Below are 18,261 nucleotides of genomic sequence, written 5' to 3' on the forward strand. Positions count from 1 at the left end.
TGGCTGACAGGCGCTGGCGGCAAGGATGGTGGCAATTTTGTAGCGAGAGCACGCCATGCCACCGACTCCAACCCGCCGCACCTTCGTCAAGGGCCTGGGCGCCGCCACCGCCCTGGCCGGCCTTGGCCTGTGGCGCCCGCTGGCCCAGGCAGCAGAGGGGCGCTTGCCGCTGCACGACCTGAGTGGCCAGCAGTTCGAACTGTTCATCGGCCAGACCCCGGTCAACATCACCGGTCGCCCGCGCACCGCGCAGACCATCAACGCCAGCCTGCCCGGCCCGCAGCTGCGCTGGCGCGAGGGCGACACCGTCACCCTGCGCGTGCGCAACCGCCTGGACCAGCCCACCTCGATCCACTGGCACGGCATCATCCTGCCGGCCAACATGGACGGCGTGCCGGGCCTTAGCTTCGCCGGCATCGAACCGGGCGGCGACTACCTCTACCAGTTCACCCTGCGCCAGAGCGGCACCTACTGGTACCACAGCCACTCCGGCTTGCAGGAGCAGGCCGGCGTGTACGGCGCCATCGTCATCGAGCCCCGCGAACCTGAGCCGCACAGGTACCAGCGCGACCATGTGCTGCTGTTCAGCGACTGGTCGGACCAGGCGCCGGAAGCGTTGATGGCCACGCTGAAGAAACAGTCCGACGCCTTCAACTACCACAAGCGCACGGTGGGTGACTTCATAAACGATGTCGCCGAAAGCGGCTGGCGCAACACCCTCGACAACCGCTGGGCCTGGGCGAAGATGCGCATGAGCCCCACCGACCTCGCCGACATCAGCGCCGCCGGCTACACCTACCTGCTCAATGGCCAGCCACCGGACGGCAACTTCACCTGCCTGTTCCAGCCCGGCGAGACCGTGCGCCTGCGCCTGATCAACGCCTCGGCGATGACCTATTTCGACTTCCGCATTCCTGGCCTGAAACTCACAGTGATCGCCGCCGACGGCCTGCCGGTGACCCCGGTGACCGTGGACGAACTACGCATCGCCGTGGCCGAAACCTATGATGTGCTGGTCACCGTGGGCGACCTGCCCGCCTACACCCTGTTCGCCCAGAGCATGGACCGCACCGGCTTCGCCCGTGGCACCCTGGCCCGCACCGCTGGATTGCAAGCTCCGGTACCCGAGCCGGATCCACGCCCGGTGCTGAGCATGGACGACATGGGGCATGGCGGCATGGGCGAGATGGACCATTCGAACATGCCGGCGATGGACCACGGCAGCATGGCGGGCATGGACCACTCGGCCATGGCCGGCATGACCATGATGCAAAGCCACCCCACCAGCGAGACCGACAACCCGCTGGTGGACATGCAGACCATGGCCCCCCGCGCCAACCTCGCCGATCCCGGCATCGGCCTGCGCGGCAATAGCCGCCGGGTGCTGACCTACGCCGACCTGCGCAGCCCCTACCCCGACCCGGACGGGCGTGAGCCGTCACGGGACATCGAACTGCACCTGACCGGGCACATGGAACGCTTCGCCTGGTCGTTCGACGGCATCAAGTTCAGCGATGCCGAGCCGCTGCGCCTGAAGTATGGCGAGCGGGTGCGCATCACCCTGGTCAACGACACCATGATGACCCACCCCATCCACCTGCATGGCATGTGGAGCGACCTGGAAGATGAACAAGGGCGCTTCCTGGTACGCAAGCACACCCTCGACATCCCTCCCGGCAGCCGGCGCAGCTACCGTGTGACCGCCGACGCCCTGGGCCGCTGGGCCTACCACTGCCACCTGCTCTACCACATGGAGACCGGCATGTTCCGCGAGGTACGGGTCGATGAATGAGAACCGCAACCGCAGCATCGTCACCAGTGTCGCGCTGCTGGCCTTGCTGGCCAGTGAACGGGCCCTGGCCGCAGGCATGGACCACATGAACCATGGCGCCATGCCAATGGACCACGGCCAGATGAACCATGGCAGCATGCCCATGGACCACAGCCTGATGAACCACGCGGCGACGCCCCCCGACCAACCACGCACACCCCTGCCGGTGATCACCGACGCCGACCGCCGCGCCGCCTTCCCGCCCCTGCCGGGGCATCAGGTGCACGACCGAGCAACCAACTGGGCAGTGATCGTCGACCAGCTGGAGTACCAGAACTTCGAAAACAGTAGCGCCCTTAACTGGAACGCCACCGCCTGGGTCGGCGGCGATATCGACCGCCTGTGGCTGCGCAGCGAGGGTGAACGCGAACAGGGCAAGACCCACAAGGCCGAGCTGCAGGCCCTCTGGGGCCATGCCATCAGCCCCTGGTGGGAGCTGGTCGGCGGTGTGCGCCAGGACTTCAAGCCCGCCAGCGGCCAGGCCTGGGCAGCCTTCGGCATCCAGGGCACGCCGCTCTACGGCCTGGAGCTGGAAGCCACCGCCTACGCCGGCGAGCGGCAGCAGACCGCGCTGCGCCTGGAGGCCGGTTACGCTATGCTGCTGACCAATCGCTGGATCCTCGAGCCGACCGTCGAAGCCAACTTCTTCGGGCGCAACGACGCCGGGCGCGAACAAGGCGCGGGGCTGGCCGAAAGCGAGGTGGGCCTGCGCCTGCGCTACGAGATCACCCGGGCATTCGCGCCCTATGTCGGGGTCAGCTTCAACCGCCTGCACGGCAACCGCGCCGAGCAGGCCCGAGAGAATGACGAGGACAGCGGCCAGACCCGATTGGTGGCCGGGGTCCGCCTGCGCTTCTAGCCACCCGGTCAATGAATCATGCTGTTTCACAGGAGCTCCACCATGCTGCGCAAACACCTGCTCACTCTCGGCCTGCTGGCCATCACCGGCCTGGCCCAGGCCGCCGAGACCATCGACGTCTACCGCGACCCCAACTGCGGCTGCTGCAAGGAATGGATCAAGCACCTGAGCGACAATGGCTTCACCGTCAACGATCATGTCGAGCCGAACATGAGCGCGGTCAAGCAGCGCCTGGGCGTGGCGCCTCGCCTGGCCTCGTGCCACACCGGGGTAATCAACGGCAAGTTCGTCGAAGGCCATGTGCCGGCCGAGCAGGTGCGCCTGCTGGCCAACCGCGCCGACCTCAAGGGCCTGGCCGTGCCCGGCATGCCCATGGGCTCGCCAGGCATGGAGATGGGTGACCACAAGGACGCCTACCAGGTCATCGGCGTGACCCAGGACGACCGGGACACCGTGGTCGCCAACTACTGATGCTCAGCCTCTGGGCGCTGTTCCTCAGCGCCTTCGGCGCCGCGACCCTGCTGCCACTGCAATCGGAGGCGGTGCTGGTAGGGCTGCTGCTGCGCGACCCGCAAGCCTGGGCCACCCTGCTGCTGGTCGCCACGCTCGGCAATGTGCTGGGGTCCATCGTCAACTGGCTGTTGGGCCGGGCCATCGAGCACCTGCGCGACAAGCGCTGGTTCCCGTTCAGCGCCCGCCAGCTGGAGCGCGCCCAGCAGCGCTACCAGCGCTGGGGGCAATGGTCGTTGCTGCTGAGCTGGATGCCGGTGATCGGCGACCCGCTGACGCTGATCGCCGGGATCATGCGCGAACCCTTCTGGCGCTTCGTGCTGCTGGTCACCTTGGCCAAGGGTGGGCGCTACATCGTCGTGGCGATGATCACCCTGGGCTGGTTTCATACCGGGTAACACCTTTCACGACGGCTAACCGCCAGCGGCTGCTACAGTCGCTCTTTTCCCAACTGGACGGAGTGCTGCCATGCTGCGCGCAACTGCCCTGGCCCTAGCCTGTCTCATCACCGGCGCGGCCATCGCCGCCGAGCCGCCAACCTACGGCAAGCAACTCGAAGGCTTCGCCTACCCGTACCCGTTGCAGCACTTCGACTTCCAGTCCCAGGGCCAGGCCTTGCAGATGGGATACATGGACGTGCCCGCCAAGGGCAAGGCCAACGGCCACAACGTGGTGCTGATGCACGGCAAGAACTTCTGCGCCGCCACCTGGGAAACCACCCTCGATGCACTGAGCCAGGCCGGCTATCGGGTCATCGCCGTGGACCAGATCGGCTTCTGCACCTCGAGCAAACCCGCACATTACCAATACAGCTTCCAGCAACTGGCCGACAACACCCATGCGTTGCTGGCCAGCCTGGGGGTGGACAAGGCCATCGTACTCGGCCACTCCACCGGCGGCATGCTCGCCACCCGCTACGCCCTGATGTACCCACAACAGGTGGAACGCCTGGCCATGGTCAATCCCATCGGCCTGGAAGACTGGAAAGCCCTGGGGGTACCCTATCGCACCGTGGATCAATGGTACGCCCGGGAGCTGAAGCTCGACGCCGAGGGCGTGCGCAATTATGAGCGCGCTACCTACTATGCCGGGCGCTGGAAGCCCGAGTACGAGCGCTGGGTGCAGATGCTGGTGGGGCTGAACAAGGGCCCGGGGCACGAGACGGTGGCATGGAACTCGGCGCTGATCTACGACATGATCTTCACCCAGCCGGTGGTGCACGAGTTCAAGGACCTGAAGATGCCGACGCTGTTGCTGATCGGTGACCAGGACACCACGGCCATCGGTAGCGATATCGCCCCGCCCGAGGTGAAGGCCCTGCTGGGCAGGTACAAGACCCTGGGACCGCAGGTGGCCGGGTTGATTCCCAAAGGTGAACTGGTGACATTCGAAGGGCTCGGGCATGCCCCGCAGATCGAGGAACCCGGACGGTTCCACAAGGCGCTGATCGACTGGCTGGGGCGCTGAGGCCCCAGGCCAGTGCTGACGCTAGTGTGGTGTTTTGCAAATACCACCAGTCAGTTGTGCCCCCCCCGACTAGGCCCCGAGAGCCACAGGCAGCGCCTCGAGTTGGCGAACGGCGGAGCTGCACCTCCTCTCCAGCGTATCCGTCATTGCGATTGCCCGGAAACCTGCAAGCGGCGTGGGTTCCTGCTTCAGATGTCCGAAAAGATCGCCGAAGGTATGGGTCTGCCCCAGCGCGGTGTGCTTCAGCACCATCGCGGCGATCTTCTGCTCGGGCACACTGCCCTGCCCGGCCAGCAACTCGAAATGCCCGAACAGTCGAGACAGCGGGCCCACAGGATCCTGCAGCGACTTCATCGCCGCGTGGAAGTCATCGAGCTTCGGTAGATTGCCGACAGCGCCGAAACCGAACTTCACCTCCTTCAATACCTTGGCCGGATCAATACCACCATCGGCCGGTACCTCGGTTGGCGCAACGCGCTCGATGGCCTGCGCCTGGACCGCATCGCCCTGGCCACTGGCGACCAGTGCCGGCCCCGTGGCCTGCGCTGCGCCGCTTTCCTCTTCGATCGTGCTTGCCGCTGGCGGCGCAGGCCGTTGCGCAAACCGCTCGATGAACTGTGTTTCGACATCCTTGACGAAGGTGACCACTGCGGCGGCCCCCACCTGATCAGGGTCAGGGAACTCGGCAAATCGCGCGGCAAGGAACCCTACTGCCTCGAGGACCTTGCCAGCGGCCTGTCGATCATTGCGCATCAGTTCGATATTGGCCGGGGACTGCGATTCGATGAACGAAAAGCCGTTGCTGATATCGAGCTTGTTGATGCCTGTGTCTACCCGCAACTCGGCGACGAGTTGCCCAAGCATGGCGACATTCGCGAACAGGCAACTGGTGTTGCGCATGATATTGCTGCCAGTCAGCTGCTCTGTGTAAGTGGCCATGAACTGTTCAAGCGAGAGCTTTTCCAGCTTGGCCGTTATTCCACTGGCTTGCGACCTCATGACCTCAGGCAGCCCCTTGGCCATCCCCTCGTTCAACGAACTCATCACACCCGGCGCCGACGTCGTAGCCTGTTTGGCAACCGTCGCCATACTTGTGCGAAAGCCAAGAAATTCGGCAATGGCAATGAACAGCCGCATCAGGATGCCATGTTTCTGCGGTTCCTCGTGACGGGCCAGGCGCTGCGCGGACTCCGTGGTCTTGACCTGTGCGCAATCACTGCACTCGTTGAGTGGGTTCAGGCTGGCACCAAATACCCAACCTGTGGAAACCGATTCAATCACTCTGCAAACCTCTATCAAAGTACTGGTAAAAAGGACCGCGTCCGCAGTCGATATGCATGCTTCTCGACGTGCTCAAGCCATCACGCCCGCAGCCCTGAACCCCTGGTTGTCGTTACGCAGGATCTCCTGGATGAGCTGGCGCACCTGGTCGATCACTTTCGCTAGGTCATCGGTGTAGCGCTGGAACAGTTCCTTCTGGTTGCCGGCAACCGTCGCCTCAAGCTCCTGCTCCTTGGCCCACACGTCCTGCAGCGACTTGATGGCATGGGCGATGCCAGTCCCGAACGCAGCCCCACTTTGCGCCACACCATTGAGCGTGTGCAGGGTGGTGTTGCGGGTATCGATGCCATTCTGCAGATGCTTGACCTCGATACGATTCAAGTCGATCTGCTTTTTCGCAGCCGCAGTCAACTCGCCAGGCTGACCATGCCTGGCGGCATGGCTGGCCTGTTCCAGGCCCTTGATCGTGCGCGCGTCTCCCAGGTTCCGGAGCATGCCAGTGGTGCCACTGGCCAATGTGAACATGCCCAACGCACCACTGACGGCTGCCGAGGCGAACAGCGCATTGCTGGCGGTTCTCATCCAGCCGATCTGCTCCTTGCTGGCCTGCACGCTGACCTCCGCCTGGGTTCTGCGCCCTTGCGCGTTACCGTCGCGCACCTGCATGGCAGCGCGGAGAATGGCCAGCAGGCTCTGAAGATCCTGGCTGCAGGGCGTCGCCTGTGGCGCATCCAGGCCGACCTGCCCTGGCCGTTCGCCGGTCATCGCTTGCGCTGCCGGACTGGGCATGGCCAGCATCGCCCACAAGGGCTTCGCGGCACTCCGCCCCTCGATGAGCGATGACGGGGAGTCCAGGGCGGGCAAATGATCGATGTTGGTAATAGACAGGCTCATGATTGCTCCTTGATCAAGCGATGACGTTTCGACATGCGATATCCACGCAGGCTTTGTGGCGTGCGCTCAGCATTTCCAACAGTTGCTCGAAGCGTTGCTGCTTCTTTGCGAGTAATTGTTCAAGTTCCTTGGCCAGTTGCTCGAGATAGCCGTGGCCCTGCTCCAGCACCAGGCGCATTTCGGCCAGTTGCGCCTCGCTGCGCAGCGCCAGCCCTTGCATGACCGAACTGGCCGCCTCACCCGCGCCCGACAGCGTGGCGGTCGTCATGCTGGCACCGGTCAAGGTCATCTGCAGCTTGGCCTGGGTGCCCGCGCTGGCAACCGAAGAGCTCCCGCTGGAGGCCACGCTCTGGATTTTCTGGCCCAGCGAAAGGGCAACCTGTGCAGCCTTGCCACTCACCTTGCCGGCCAGTTTGGCCGCGACCACTGCAAGGCTGCCGCCACAGGTCAGCACCACCGAGGCAAGCGCCAGGGCGACTTCCACCGCCATCAGCGCAGGCCCGAGGTACTTCATCACCTCTTTGCAGATGTGCCCGTCCTCGGCCGCCTGGTTCAACGACATGGACACTACCCCCATGACGCCACCAGCGATCATCAGCGCGCCCGCCACGGCGCCGAGGCCTGTCGCGACCATCACCGTGCCGACTACGATGGACACGATGGCCGCCGCCCAGCCAAAGACCTTGGCAAAAACGCTCGCCGTGCCGGCGTCCTGATGGCGCTGGGTCACCTCTGCCATTTTCTGCGCGTTGAGCGCCATCTGCTGGCGGTTCTGTTCGGTCATCTGCCGAACCTGCTGCAGGTTGAGCTCGGTCTGGCGGGTGCCCAACCGGCTCAGCAGTTCAGTGAGGCGGATATCCAGTTCGGCATCGGAGATCTCTCCGGCGAGCTGCCCGAGTATCAATGCCCCGACATCGGGTACCGTGGCCAATACCGGCTGCATGAGGCGCCCGGGGTCAACACTTCTATCGAGCAGGCCGTGAAGGTGCCGTCCTGTTGCCAAGGATTCCTGAATCAGCGGAGGGTCCAACCTGACACTACGATCAGGCCGCGATGGCGTATCTACCGAGGCCATACCAGTATCGCCTGGCAAGCGGACGGCAGTGCCCGCCACTGGCGTTTCAATCTCGCTTGCAGCCGCGATCACCCGTGGTTCAGCGGCGAAATGTTCAGTTCGCATGGCGCGTAACCTCCATCTGTCGCAATGCCTCAAGCAGCGCCTGCGCCCTTTTCGCCAGGCCGCCATGTTCACCGCTCTCTGCCAGGGCCTGCGCCTGTTCGTAGCCGCTGCGCGCCGAAACCAGGTCACCCAGATGCTGCTGGCATTCAGCGGCATGCAAGCAGAAGCGTGGGTCCTGCGGCGCGAGCATTGCGCCGTATGCGTAGGCCGGCAACGCCTCCTGATAACGCTCCAACCCCTGGTAGCTGGCTGCCACCCCGAGAAATGCCCGGGCGTCGTAGTGGTCGAGCGCCACCAGCCCCTTGAACATGGTCAAGGCATCCTCCAACCGCCCCGCCTGGTAGAAGCCGAATGCCTGGGCATAGAGCGTTTCAAGCTGTGCCGCGCCAACCCCGCGCAACATGGCGAACGTGCCGCCCTCGGCGAAGAAGCTTTCAATCGCCTCGACCTCGATGGCATCGGCGCCTGTCTGTAGTGCTGCAGTCATCAATCACCTCAGTTCTGCATAATCTTCGACAGCATCGAGAACCACGTCTCGACGAACTTCATCATCACCTCGGTGGAGGTGGTGTACCGCGACCCCACGTCATTGAGCAGGGTGGTCTGCTCGGTCACCTTGTCGTTGACGATACGGGTGCGATCGCTCAATGCCTGGGAGAAGTTGGCCAACGGGTTGTTGTCCTTGTTCCAGGCGTATTGCGATTTCAGGTCACTCATCGGTCCGCTGACCTTGTGCAGAAGGCGCTCACTGCCATCGGGCGAAATGCCGGTGGGCGTGCCTGCCAGGAACTGTCGAACCGTCACGGCTGCATTGCCGTACGAAGCAAGTAATCGGCGTTCGGGGCTGGTTTCCCAGGAAGACGCATCCAGGTCGTACAGCTTCGGGTCCAAGAGGTTGAAGCGCGAGTCTTCAAGATCGAAGGTGCCCTTGTCCGCCATCACCACATTGACCTTGGACTGGATCACGCTGAAGATCTTCAGCTCCGCGGTGAGGCACTTCAGTTGCTCGCTCAGCTCGGAACGCTCGGTTTTCTGCTTGCGCATGCGCAAACCCATCGCCGCCATCACCAGCTCGTCCATGCGTAGCCGTTCGCCCAGGTTCACAAACTGCACGGGTGCGCCCGGCAACCATGCCGCGTAGGCTTCCAGCAACTGGATCAGCGCATCGACAGGCTGGTCGGACAGCGGATGCGGCAGCAGGCTGTCGAAGTAGGATCGGCTCTGCGCCAATCGCGCCTGCCCCTCGGGGCCCAGCAAGGTCTCGATGACCTGTCGCCGGTGCTCGCGGCTCAAAGGCAGGCCTTGATCATCCGCAGCCGTGATCGCTTTCTGGTCGAGAAACCACTCCACCCTCTGGATGTCGACCCAGATCTGCGGGGGTGCCACGCGATCGACAGATGGCAAGGGGGCTGGGCGATTGAATGCGTCGATAGAGCTGTTCATCATCTGTTTCCAGTTGGCTGGGTACCCCGTCTCGAGGTGAGGCTGGCCATGACCAGGCTGAGGTACCGACAGATGAAGTCTATGGAGAAGATGACGGCCGTTCCGTCAGGCTCGGCCGCGATTTTGTAGTTCAGGGGTACGGTTTCTGACGCCAGAATGGCGTCAGCCTATGCGTCCCAGTGGCTGGATGTTGATCTGCGTGGTGAGTTCCTGAAAGGACAGCACAGGCAGGTCGGAATAAACACCTTCGACCAGCTTGCGCACATAGCGCCGGATGTCCATGGACACTACCAGCACGGGTCTTGTCTGGGCTTCATGCAGGTTGCCCAGCGCAGCCTTGACCTGGGCAAGAAAGGCATCGCTCTGAGCAGGTTCCAGGGCCAGGTAGCTGCCGGCGCTGGTCTGGCGGATGCCGTTGCGGATCATCTCCTCGACCGCCGGGTCCAGGAGGTAAGCAGGCAGCAGGTTTTGGCCACTGGCGTACTTGTAGCAGATGTAGCGTTTGAGGCTGCTGCGCACATATTCGGCCAGCTGCACCACGTCCTTTTCCTTCTGCCCCCATTCGACCAGGGCCTCGAGGATCGAGCGCATGTTGCGGATCGAGATGCCCTCGCTCACCAGCCGCTGAAAGACCTCGGTGATTCGCTGCAACGGCAGGATCCGCTGTACCTCCTTGACCAGCTCGGCATAGCCCTGCTCCATCTGCTCCAGCAGGTAGCGGGTCTCCTGGATGCCGACGAAATCCCCGGCGTATTCGCACAAGACATGGGACAGGTGCCAGGCGAGCACCTGGTCGACCGCCAGGAAGGCACAGCCGGCACGCTCCAGGCGATCACGCAGGTCCTGCTCCACCCAAAGGCTCGCACGCCCAGGCAAGAGCGCTTCGCCTTCTACGTAGGGCACGCCGACAAGCTCCAACTGGCTGAGCTTCTCCTGAACCAGAAGACATCCAGGCATCAGCTTGCCTCGCGCCACCGGCACTTCCTGCAACAGGATGCGGTACTCCCCAGGGCCGAGCGCGCTGTTGAAGCGCAGGCGGATACCAGGGAACGGCACGCCATGGTCCAGGTAGAGCGCCTGGCGGACCCGCGTCAGTTCATCGTTCAACGAGGCGGCCTCCAGGGCGGCTTGCAACCCGCTGTCGACATCGATGAGCAAGGGCACCGTCAGGGCAAAGGCCTGCGGATCGGCGCCCGCCTTCGCCTTGCCAGCGGGCTTCAGCGCGGGCGCGCCGGCGCCATTGGCCAGCAACGCCGGCAGGCCGCCGCTGTTCTGCTGGCCTGCCTCTTCGACGCGCCGCTGGCGGATCGCCCACCAACCTCCGCCGCCGACCAGCAACGCGAGAATGAAGAACGTGACTGTCGGGAAGCCCGGGATGAGCCCGAACAACCCCAGCAGGCCACCACCGATCAGCAGCGCCTTGGGCTGCGCCATGACCTGGCTGCCGATATTCGCCCCCAGGTCATGGGCGCCTTGACCGTCGCGGGTGACGATGATTCCCGCGGTGATGGCGATCAACAACGCCGGCACCTGGCTGACCATGCCGTCGCCGACGGTGAGCACCGCGTAGAGCTGCAGCGCATCTCCCGCGCTCATGCCCTTCTGCATCACGCCGATGGCCAGCCCTGCCAGCAGGTTGACGATGATGATCACCAACCCGGCGATGGCATCACCCTTGACGAACTTCATCGCGCCATCCATGGCACCGAACATCTGGCTGGCCTTCTCCACCTCGCCACGGCGTTCACGGGCCTCGTTGACGTCGATGACCCCGGCGCGCAGGTCGCCGTCGATGCTCATCTGCTTGCCCGGCATGGCGTCGAGGGAAAACCGCGCGCTGACTTCCGCCACCCGCTCGGCGCCCTTGGTGATGACCAGGAACTGCACGATGGTGATGATCAGGAACAGGATGCAGCCCACCACCAGGTTACCGCCCACCACGAAGTCGCCGAAGGTCTGCACGATCTGCCCGGCATCGGCCTCCAGCAGGATCATCCGCGTGGTACTGATCGACAGCGCCAGGCGAAACAGCGTGGTGACCAGCAGCACCGAGGGGAACACCGAGAAATGCAGCGGCGAGACCACGTACACCGACATCATCAGCAGCACCACGGCGATGGTGATGTTCAGGGCGATCAGCAGGTCCAACAGCAGGGGCGGCAGCGGCAGGATCATCATGAACACTACCGCCAGCAACATCACGGCCAGCATCAGGTCCTTGCGCGCGCCGATCTGGCCGAGTATCCGGGTCAGCTGCTTCATGGGCGTGCCTTGCGACGCTGGTACTCGGCATAGGTGGCCTGGGCCTGCTCCAGTCGGCCGGCCATTTGCTGCGCCTGGCTCAGGCACAGCCACAAGAGCGGCCGCAACTCGCCCGCTTCACGCAGCGCCAGGCACTGCCGCTCGGCCCTGGCCCAATCGCCCAGCTCCAGCGCCACCACCACGGCGGCCCGACACCCGCCGCGATGCTCGGGATCGGCGCGCAACAGCACCTCCAGCAACACCCGCGCCCGCTCGGGCTTACCACATTGCAGATGCAACCAGGCCAACAGCTGCACGACATCCTGCTGTTCGTTCGACAATTTCATGTGTTCACACCTTGAGCAGGAAGTTAACGCAGCACTCCAGCGTGCGCCGGTCGGCCAGCAGCGCTTGCACCAGTACCGCCGCCTCTGGGTCCCCGGGAATCTGCGACGCAAGCAGCTGTTCCATCAACGAGCCCAGCGCATGGGTGAAGCTTTGCGGGTCATACAGGCTGCGCAGTTCATGCTCGGGCCTGGCGTACGCCAGCCGCAGGCGTGCCGCCTGATGCTGCGGGTACAGCTCACGCAAGTGCGCCTGCATCGGCTGCCCCGGCCCAGGTAAAGCCTCGCATCCCGGCGGGGCAAGCGCCGCGTCGGCTGGCGCCCACGGCAGCCAGAAATCATGCACCTGCCCGGCCGGCTCGATGACGCTCATGCCGCCAACACCTCGGTGCGTACCCGCGTCAGCAAGCGATAGGCCCGATGCAAGGCCTGCTCGCTCACCCCGTGTTCGTCAAGGCCTGCCAGCAGCACCAGACGATCGTCGGCAAGCAGCCCACAGCGCAGCAGGCAACCGCAGGCCTGGTGTTCGTACACCTGCCTGAGCGCACACTGCATGGCGCGCTCAAACATCGCCCCGTGCACGGAAAATTCCAGCCACAGCGTCAACTGCCCCGCTCGCCGTTCGAGCTGCAGAACGTCGACACCTGGCAGCTCCAGGCGCAGCAACGGTTCCTGCGGGTGTGCGGGCGCCACACCCAGGTCGCGACAGAACCGGGCAACGGCTGCCGTGCAAAAGTCCATGTTCATGCCTCCCGCGCGCCGCACAGCAACGCCTCCTCATCGTCGACGGCCTGGTCCATGGCCAACTGCCAGATCGCCAACAGGTGTTCGCGTTGCGCCTCGTCGCTGAAGACTTGCACAGGCAGCAGACGGAAGATCCGCTGCAACTCCCGCAGGCACTGGATACGCTGCACCTGCGGGCCAAGCGGCAACGCCGCGAGCAGGCGCTGGATGTCCTGCACCGTCGCCCAGCGTTTATCGATCAACGCCAGCAGGTCGCCGACCAGGTCAGAAGGTCCGTACGCCACTGGACTCTCCGGCAAGCTGGCGGAACAGTGCGACAGTGTCGCCTTCCAGTTTCTTGAGCGCCTGCACCAGCTTCATGTCGCTGACGACCTGTTGCAGCCGGTTGTTGTCCAGGCTCGAGGACGGCCCATTGATATGGCTGGCCAGGCCGTTGAGCATGAACTGCGCGATATCGCCGATGGCGGCATCGCCAAAGCGCGCCCGCAGCTCATCCCAGGCATGCCTGAGCCCGCGATAGTCGCACAGGAAATCGCAGTACACGCCGCGCAGCGCCGCCACTTCGGCCACCCCCTGCGCCTGCGTCGCCTGGGCCAAAGGACCGATCTCGATGCCCAGCTCGATCGCCTGGCCGTGACGCTGCGTCATGCTTGCCATGGCCTGGTCCAGTTTGTCGACCACACCATGCGCATCGGCCGACGTGCCCAGCGCATCGCGGGCATAGGCCAGCGCCAGGTAGCGATGACAGGCTTCAGCGGAAAATCCATCCAGGCGGGCGTCCAGCTCGCCCGGGGTCAACTGGGGGTGCTGACGCAGCCAGGTCACCAGTTCATCCAGTGACCGACGCTGCACATCCGGCACCTTGGCCAGTATGGCCTCGGCTTCCTGGCCGGCGCGCAACCCCAGCTGGCGCGCATCGGTCACGCGACTGCGGGTACTGAGCCGCGCGTTGGCCAGTGACGAGAACGCCATGGAGACCTCCTCCGCCATGCTGGCCTGCTGCGCCATCGGTGCCACCTGCCGCGCTTGCAGGGCCGGCTGCCCCTGCGCCTCCCAACCGGGCAGCATGGCCAGCACCGGTTCACTGCGTAAAAAGCCGACGCCTTCGCTCATCCCCACCTCGTCGTCGCATCAAAGAATGAGCGCCATGCTAGAGGCAAGCTCAGCGCCCCACTGTTGTCGCTGGCCGCTTCTTTTTAGCCTGTCGCCAGGCGCGACAGTGGCCGACCGAGAACTAAAAACATGCGCCTCACAGTGAAATCCGCTGCGCAGCAGGCTACCTAGAATGGCGCCCATCATTCGCGCCGCAACCTTGCCCATGCCGCCATCGCTGCTCCAGACTCCCCAGGCCCTGCTGGCCGCCGTGAACAACGCCACCTTGGTGCAGGTCAACGGCAAGGTCACCCAGGTCACCGGCACCCTGATCCGCGCCTTGGCGCCCGGTGTGCAGGTCGGCGAGCTGTGCCGGCTGCGCAGGCCGGGTGGGCAGCCTGAACTGCTGACCGAAGTCATCGGCCTGCAGCAGGACCAGGCGTTGCTCGCCCCGCTGGGCGACATGCAGGGGCTTTGCACGCGCACCGAGGTCTGCCCCACCGGCGGCATGCACCGCATAGGGGTGGGCGAGCACTTGCTGGGGACGGTGCTGGATGGCCTGGGCAACCCACTCGACGGCAGCCCGCCGGCTACACCAGAAGCCTGGTACCCCGTGCATCGGGACGCGCCATCGCCACTGAGCCGCAAACTGGTCGATACCCCCTTGAGCCTGGGCGTGCGCTGTATCGATGGCCTGCTCACCTGCGCCGAAGGGCAGCGCACAGGCATCTTCGCCCCCGCCGGTGGCGGCAAGAGCACCCTGCTGGCCACGCTGCTGCGCAACGCCGAGGCGGACGTGATCGTGCTCGCCCTGATCGGCGAGCGCGGCCGCGAGGTACGTGAATTCATTCATCACGAACTCGGCGAACACGGCCTGCGCCGTGCGGTGCTGGTGGTCGCGACCTCTGACCGTCCGGCCATGGAACGCGCCCGGGCGGCCTTCGTCGCCACCAGCGTCGCCGAATATTTCCGCGACCAGGGCGGCAAGGTCCTGCTGCTGATGGATTCCCTGACCCGCTTCGCCCGGGCCCAGCGGGAGATCGGCCTGGCCGCGGGCGAACCGCCGACTCGGCGCGGCTTCCCGCCTTCGGTGTTCGCCCAGCTGCCGCGCCTGCTGGAGCGCGCAGGGCAATCGGCCAAGGGCTCGATCACCGCGCTTTACACGGTGCTGGTGGAAGGCGACGACCTGAACGAACCGATCGCAGAGGAAACCCGCTCGATCCTCGATGGCCATATCGTCCTGTCCCAGGCCTTGGCAGCCGCCAACCACTACCCGGCCATCGACGTGCTGCGCTCGGTCAGCCGGGTCATGCACCAGGTGGTCAGCCCCGAACACCGTACCGCCGCCGGGCAACTGCGCGAATGGATGGCCCGGTATGAGGAAGTCGAACTGCTGCTCAGGATCGGTGAATACACGCAGGGCCAGGATCCGCTCGCGGACCAGGCCATCGGCAAACGCGAAGCCATCCGCGCCTGGCTGTGCCAGCCTTCCGACGAGAACGTCTCGCTGCGACACAGCCGCGAGCAACTGCTGGAGATCACCCGATGCCCCTGATCGCCCTTGCGAAAATCAAGCAACGCAGACTCCAGCGGGCCGAGCGTGAAGCGCGAAGCCAACTGGCCCTTCTACAGGCGGCAGAGCAAGCCGAGGCAAAGGCCGTCGACGCACACCTGGCGTTTCAACGCGGGTCCCGCGAAGAACAACAGCGCCTGTTCGCCACGCATGTCGGCCAGTTGATCGACTGTCGCGCCTTGGAGCACTGGCGCCAGCAGGTCGCTCTGCTCGGTGAGCGCGAAGCGAGCCTGCACGGGCAAGTCGTTGCCTGCGAGGAGGCACTGGCGCGCCGGCACACGGCACACCAGCAGGCCCAAGCGCAGCTCGCCCAGACTCGGCAAAAAAGAGACAGCTTCGTCCAACTGCGGGACGAGGCGCACCAACGCGCCACGTGGCTGGTGGAATACAGGCAGGAGCAGGAGTTGGAGGAGCACTGTTTACACGGTGGCCTGCAACCATGAAGACCTTGCCTGTGCCTGCATTGTCGACCCCCTCGACTGACACGCCTCGCTCGCCTGTGCGCAACAGCCAGCGGCTGTTGTTCGAACAGCTGCTGCTAGCACCACCAGAAAGGCAGGGCATGCCTCGGGAATCTGGCCATCTGGGCCTTGGCTACCCGTTGCTGCCTACTACGCCCCGGGCGGACCACTATCCACCTGTGCCTGGCCCCCCCGCGCTGAACGAGGATGTTGGCAGCCATCCGCTCGCCCCGACGACACCCGAAGAAATCGAGGCGCCCGGGCCGACGGTCCAGAGCGTGCCCGAGGCCATGCCTCGAGACATTCGCGAGCACGCCGACAACCTGCCAGGTCGCCTGCAATCACATGAAAGCGCCGTACCAGCCCCGGTTCATGCCGTGACCTGTGAACGTGCAGTGGTAGACAGGGTAATGTCCTCCCCAGGCATCACACTCACCGAAGACCTGCAGACACTGGTAGATCGCCTGCAACTGCAAGTGCTCGGTTGCAAGGCCGACAACCGTGAACTGACCCTGCTGCGTGCTCGGTTGCCGCAGCTGGGACCTGTCGAGGTGCACATGCGCCATGTCGGCGCAGGCTTGCAGGTGGAGATCCAGGCCGCGCCAGCGAGTCTGCGGCAACTGCAGGTGGCTTGCGCGGACCTGCTCGATCGCCTGCAACGGCTTGATCCTGCGCAGCAGGTCAACCTCGGTTTTGCCGCCAACGGCGGCGGCGAGCAAGGTTCACGCAACCGGCGCCACGTGCTCGACGAGTGGTGGCCCGAACCATGAACCCAGCGAGTTTCCCATCAGCTTCCCAACAGGAGCTGCACCTGCAGCGGCTGCTGAGTCATCGCCAGCGCAGCTATGTCGACGCAGAGCGCCAAGCCTTGCTAGGCATCGCCGCTTGCGAGGACGATCCCGATCTGGCCGTGCTGGTTGATTGGCAAGGCGTGTCGGCGCGCCTGCTGTGCCGTCGGCAGCAACTGGCGCAATGGCTGGCGCCGCAATTGCAGGACGCCGACTTCGCCAGCCTGCCGGCGCCATTGCAACTGGCGTTGCTGCAACGGGACAGCCCTTGGCTTCCTGGCCTGCAATGCCTGGGCATCGAACCGGCAGGCGGCTATCAGGGCAGGCCCTGCCTGCAAGTATCGCTGAAGCATGCCGCAAGCGCCCTGACCTGTTGGGTGATAGGCGATTACGAGCGCCTGCTGGCCACATTGCCGCGGCGCCCGTTGCGCGAACGCCTGAACATCGCGCTGGACCTCTCGCTGCAATGGCGCCCCCTCGAACTGTCGCTGCACGAGCTGCGTGGCCTCGGCATGGGCGACATCCTGCTGCTGCCCGTCGCCGCGCCAATGCCACCCCGGTTGCTCGGCGTGCTCGACGGCCACCCTTGGGCAGAACTGCTGCTCGACGACACACATCTGGAGCTAGTCCGCATGCACGATTCGTTACCGCTGCCTGATACCGCACTGGGGGAACTGGAGCAATTGCCGATTGCGGTCAGTTTCGAGGTCGGTCGCCAGACCCTCGACCTGCACACGCTGTCGACCCTGCAGCCAGGCGCCCTGATCGAGCTGCACAGCCCGCTGGCAGCCGAGGTGCGCATTCTCGCCAACCAGCGCTGTATCGGCAGCGGCCTGCTGGTGCGCATCGACGGCCGCCTCGGGGTGCGCGTGACCCGGCTGCTGGAAAACGACCCGACATGATCCAGTTGCCGGACGAACTGAGCCTGATCCTCGGCCTGGCGCTGCTGTCGCTGGTCCCCTTCATCGCGGTCATGGCCACCTCGTTCCTGAAGATGACCGTGGTCTTCTCGTTGCTGCGCAATGCCTTGGGTGTGCAGCAGATCCCACCCAACATGGCCCTGTATGGCCTGGCGATCATCCTCAGTATCTACGTCATGGCGCCGGTGGGCATGGCCACCTACGACTACCTGAACGCCCATCAGACGGCCCTCGGTGATGCCCACTCGGTCGAACGTTTTCTCGACGAAGGCCTGGGGCCGTTTCGCACGTTCCTCGACAAACATGTCAACGAACGCGAGCGCGCCTTCTTCCTCGACAGCACTCGTCAGTTGTGGCCCAACCACTACGCCGAACAGGTCGACGGCGACAGCCTGCTCGTCCTGCTGCCCGCGTTCACCATCAGCGAACTGACCCGGGCCTTCGAGATCGGTTTCCTGATCTACCTGCCGTTCATCGCCATCGATCTGATCATTTCCAACATCCTGCTGGCCATGGGGATGATGATGGTGTCGCCAGTGACCATCTCGCTGCCGTTCAAGCTGTTGCTGTTCGTCCTGCTCGATGGCTGGGGGCGCCTCTCCCATGGCCTGGTGCTGAGCTACGGGGGCTGAG

21 protein-coding genes are annotated in these 18,261 nt (G+C 64.7%); 10 read left to right on the forward strand and 11 right to left on the reverse strand.

The features are described from left to right. Window positions 1–55 precede the first annotated feature (55 nt). The 5 genes from AAHK21_RS26385 to AAHK21_RS26405 all read left to right on the forward strand — a co-directional run bounded on the left by AAHK21_RS26385 (window position 56) and on the right by AAHK21_RS26405 (window position 4,667). On the forward strand, window positions 56–1,792 hold the full coding sequence (locus tag AAHK21_RS26385) for a copper resistance system multicopper oxidase (protein ID WP_367858863.1): 1,737 nt from the start codon (window positions 56–58) through the stop codon (window positions 1,790–1,792). Then, window positions 1,785–2,690, forward strand: a complete 906-nt coding sequence (locus tag AAHK21_RS26390; RefSeq protein WP_367858864.1) for a copper resistance protein B — start codon at window positions 1,785–1,787, stop codon at window positions 2,688–2,690. The genes AAHK21_RS26385 and AAHK21_RS26390 overlap by 8 nt, the downstream gene beginning before the upstream one ends. Window positions 2,691–2,732: 42 nt before the next feature. Then, on the forward strand, window positions 2,733–3,161 hold the full coding sequence (locus AAHK21_RS26395) for a DUF411 domain-containing protein (protein ID WP_046855031.1): 429 nt from the start codon (window positions 2,733–2,735) through the stop codon (window positions 3,159–3,161). After that, window positions 3,161–3,598, forward strand: coding sequence for a YqaA family protein (locus AAHK21_RS26400; RefSeq protein WP_367858865.1), 438 nt, complete (start codon window positions 3,161–3,163; stop codon window positions 3,596–3,598). The genes AAHK21_RS26395 and AAHK21_RS26400 overlap by 1 nt, the downstream gene beginning before the upstream one ends. Before the next feature lie 70 nt (window positions 3,599–3,668). Beyond that, window positions 3,669–4,667: an alpha/beta fold hydrolase gene (locus AAHK21_RS26405; protein ID WP_367858866.1), complete on the forward strand. Its 999-nt coding sequence runs from the start codon at window positions 3,669–3,671 to the stop codon at window positions 4,665–4,667. 69 nt (window positions 4,668–4,736) lie between these two features. Here the strand turns inward: AAHK21_RS26405 and AAHK21_RS26410 are convergent, their stop codons facing one another. The 11 genes from AAHK21_RS26410 to AAHK21_RS26460 form a co-directional block, all read right to left on the reverse strand. Next, the gene (locus AAHK21_RS26410) at window positions 4,737–5,948 is read right to left on the reverse strand and encodes a hypothetical protein (protein WP_367858867.1); all 1,212 of its coding nucleotides are present in this window, start codon (window positions 5,946–5,948) and stop codon (window positions 4,737–4,739) included. Window positions 5,949–6,020: 72 nt separating this feature from the next. Beyond that, a complete protein-coding gene (locus tag AAHK21_RS26415; protein ID WP_367858868.1) occupies window positions 6,021–6,842 on the reverse strand; it encodes a hypothetical protein in 822 nt (273 codons plus the stop codon). A 13-nt stretch (window positions 6,843–6,855) separates the two neighbouring features. Beyond that, window positions 6,856–8,022 carry a type III secretion system translocon subunit SctE gene (gene sctE, locus AAHK21_RS26420; protein ID WP_367858869.1) on the reverse strand — a complete coding sequence of 389 codons (1,167 nt, stop codon included), beginning with the start codon at window positions 8,020–8,022 and terminating at the stop codon, window positions 6,856–6,858. Beyond that, complete coding sequence (locus AAHK21_RS26425) at window positions 8,012–8,509, reverse strand: SycD/LcrH family type III secretion system chaperone (RefSeq protein ID WP_367858870.1); 498 nt, start codon at window positions 8,507–8,509, stop codon at window positions 8,012–8,014. Before AAHK21_RS26425 ends, sctE begins: the two co-directional genes overlap by 11 nt. Before the next feature lie 8 nt (window positions 8,510–8,517). Continuing rightward, window positions 8,518–9,465, reverse strand: coding sequence for a virulence-associated V antigen (locus tag AAHK21_RS26430; protein ID WP_367858871.1), 948 nt, complete (start codon window positions 9,463–9,465; stop codon window positions 8,518–8,520). A 162-nt stretch (window positions 9,466–9,627) separates the two neighbouring features. Then, window positions 9,628–11,727 carry a type III secretion system export apparatus subunit SctV gene (gene sctV / locus AAHK21_RS26435; protein WP_367858872.1) on the reverse strand — a complete coding sequence of 700 codons (2,100 nt, stop codon included), beginning with the start codon at window positions 11,725–11,727 and terminating at the stop codon, window positions 9,628–9,630. After that, entirely contained in the window at window positions 11,724–12,053 is a 330-nt protein-coding gene (locus tag AAHK21_RS26440) for a tetratricopeptide repeat protein (protein WP_367858873.1), read from the reverse strand. The genes sctV and AAHK21_RS26440 overlap by 4 nt, the downstream gene beginning before the upstream one ends. Window positions 12,054–12,057: 4 nt before the next feature. Beyond that, window positions 12,058–12,423: a hypothetical protein gene (locus AAHK21_RS26445; protein ID WP_367858874.1), complete on the reverse strand. Its 366-nt coding sequence runs from the start codon at window positions 12,421–12,423 to the stop codon at window positions 12,058–12,060. After that, window positions 12,420–12,791, reverse strand: a complete 372-nt coding sequence (locus tag AAHK21_RS26450) for a hypothetical protein (protein WP_367858875.1) — start codon at window positions 12,789–12,791, stop codon at window positions 12,420–12,422. The genes AAHK21_RS26445 and AAHK21_RS26450 overlap by 4 nt, the downstream gene beginning before the upstream one ends. Before the next feature lie 2 nt (window positions 12,792–12,793). Beyond that, entirely contained in the window at window positions 12,794–13,078 is a 285-nt protein-coding gene (locus tag AAHK21_RS26455) for a TyeA family type III secretion system gatekeeper subunit (protein WP_367858876.1), read from the reverse strand. Beyond that, on the reverse strand, window positions 13,059–13,907 hold the full coding sequence (locus AAHK21_RS26460; RefSeq protein WP_367858877.1) for an HrpJ domain-containing protein: 849 nt from the start codon (window positions 13,905–13,907) through the stop codon (window positions 13,059–13,061). The genes AAHK21_RS26455 and AAHK21_RS26460 overlap by 20 nt, the downstream gene beginning before the upstream one ends. Before the next feature lie 172 nt (window positions 13,908–14,079). On the opposite strand from AAHK21_RS26460, the gene sctN reads away from it, so the two are divergent. The 5 genes from sctN (at window position 14,080) to sctR (ending at window position 18,260) form a co-directional block, all read left to right on the forward strand. Continuing rightward, window positions 14,080–15,441: a type III secretion system ATPase SctN gene (sctN, locus tag AAHK21_RS26465; protein ID WP_367858878.1), complete on the forward strand. Its 1,362-nt coding sequence runs from the start codon at window positions 14,080–14,082 to the stop codon at window positions 15,439–15,441. Beyond that, a complete protein-coding gene (locus tag AAHK21_RS26470) occupies window positions 15,432–15,902 on the forward strand; it encodes a YscO family type III secretion system apparatus protein (RefSeq protein ID WP_367858879.1) in 471 nt (156 codons plus the stop codon). The genes sctN and AAHK21_RS26470 overlap by 10 nt, the downstream gene beginning before the upstream one ends. 119 nt (window positions 15,903–16,021) lie before the next feature. Then, window positions 16,022–16,690, forward strand: coding sequence for a type III secretion system needle length determinant (locus AAHK21_RS26475; protein WP_367858880.1), 669 nt, complete (start codon window positions 16,022–16,024; stop codon window positions 16,688–16,690). After that, window positions 16,687–17,610 carry a type III secretion system cytoplasmic ring protein SctQ gene (sctQ, locus tag AAHK21_RS26480; RefSeq protein WP_367858881.1) on the forward strand — a complete coding sequence of 308 codons (924 nt, stop codon included), beginning with the start codon at window positions 16,687–16,689 and terminating at the stop codon, window positions 17,608–17,610. The genes AAHK21_RS26475 and sctQ overlap by 4 nt, the downstream gene beginning before the upstream one ends. Next, a complete protein-coding gene (gene sctR / locus AAHK21_RS26485) occupies window positions 17,607–18,260 on the forward strand; it encodes a type III secretion system export apparatus subunit SctR (protein ID WP_367858882.1) in 654 nt (217 codons plus the stop codon). The genes sctQ and sctR overlap by 4 nt, the downstream gene beginning before the upstream one ends. Window position 18,261: the final 1 nt, after the last annotated feature.

This window comes from Pseudomonas sp. TE50-2 (assembly GCF_040813665.1).
Classification (GTDB): domain Bacteria; phylum Pseudomonadota; class Gammaproteobacteria; order Pseudomonadales; family Pseudomonadaceae; genus Aquipseudomonas; species Aquipseudomonas soli.

What these genes read in the sequence shown, in the direction of transcription:
- AAHK21_RS26470 (WP_367858879.1), top strand. Translation starts at nt 15,432, where the DNA reads ATGCCCCTGATCGCCCTTGCGAAAATCAAGCAACGCAGACTCCAGCGG.
- AAHK21_RS26425 (WP_367858870.1), bottom strand. Translation starts at nt 8,509, where the DNA reads ATGACTGCAGCACTACAGACAGGCGCCGATGCCATCGAGGTCGAGGCG.
- AAHK21_RS26400 (WP_367858865.1), top strand. Translation starts at nt 3,161, where the DNA reads ATGCTCAGCCTCTGGGCGCTGTTCCTCAGCGCCTTCGGCGCCGCGACC.
- AAHK21_RS26395 (WP_046855031.1), top strand. Translation starts at nt 2,733, where the DNA reads ATGCTGCGCAAACACCTGCTCACTCTCGGCCTGCTGGCCATCACCGGC.
- sctE (WP_367858869.1), bottom strand. Translation starts at nt 8,022, where the DNA reads ATGCGAACTGAACATTTCGCCGCTGAACCACGGGTGATCGCGGCTGCA.
- AAHK21_RS26405 (WP_367858866.1), top strand. Translation starts at nt 3,669, where the DNA reads ATGCTGCGCGCAACTGCCCTGGCCCTAGCCTGTCTCATCACCGGCGCG.
- sctQ (WP_367858881.1), top strand. Translation starts at nt 16,687, where the DNA reads ATGAACCCAGCGAGTTTCCCATCAGCTTCCCAACAGGAGCTGCACCTG.
- AAHK21_RS26390 (WP_367858864.1), top strand. Translation starts at nt 1,785, where the DNA reads ATGAATGAGAACCGCAACCGCAGCATCGTCACCAGTGTCGCGCTGCTG.
- AAHK21_RS26475 (WP_367858880.1), top strand. Translation starts at nt 16,022, where the DNA reads ATGCCTCGGGAATCTGGCCATCTGGGCCTTGGCTACCCGTTGCTGCCT.
- AAHK21_RS26415 (WP_367858868.1), bottom strand. Translation starts at nt 6,842, where the DNA reads ATGAGCCTGTCTATTACCAACATCGATCATTTGCCCGCCCTGGACTCC.
- sctR (WP_367858882.1), top strand. Translation starts at nt 17,607, where the DNA reads ATGATCCAGTTGCCGGACGAACTGAGCCTGATCCTCGGCCTGGCGCTG.
- AAHK21_RS26460 (WP_367858877.1), bottom strand. Translation starts at nt 13,907, where the DNA reads ATGAGCGAAGGCGTCGGCTTTTTACGCAGTGAACCGGTGCTGGCCATG.
- sctV (WP_367858872.1), bottom strand. Translation starts at nt 11,727, where the DNA reads ATGAAGCAGCTGACCCGGATACTCGGCCAGATCGGCGCGCGCAAGGAC.
- AAHK21_RS26450 (WP_367858875.1), bottom strand. Translation starts at nt 12,791, where the DNA reads ATGGACTTTTGCACGGCAGCCGTTGCCCGGTTCTGTCGCGACCTGGGT.
- AAHK21_RS26430 (WP_367858871.1), bottom strand. Translation starts at nt 9,465, where the DNA reads ATGAACAGCTCTATCGACGCATTCAATCGCCCAGCCCCCTTGCCATCT.
- AAHK21_RS26445 (WP_367858874.1), bottom strand. Translation starts at nt 12,423, where the DNA reads ATGAGCGTCATCGAGCCGGCCGGGCAGGTGCATGATTTCTGGCTGCCG.
- AAHK21_RS26385 (WP_367858863.1), top strand. Translation starts at nt 56, where the DNA reads ATGCCACCGACTCCAACCCGCCGCACCTTCGTCAAGGGCCTGGGCGCC.
- AAHK21_RS26440 (WP_367858873.1), bottom strand. Translation starts at nt 12,053, where the DNA reads ATGAAATTGTCGAACGAACAGCAGGATGTCGTGCAGCTGTTGGCCTGG.
- sctN (WP_367858878.1), top strand. Translation starts at nt 14,080, where the DNA reads ATGGCGCCCATCATTCGCGCCGCAACCTTGCCCATGCCGCCATCGCTG.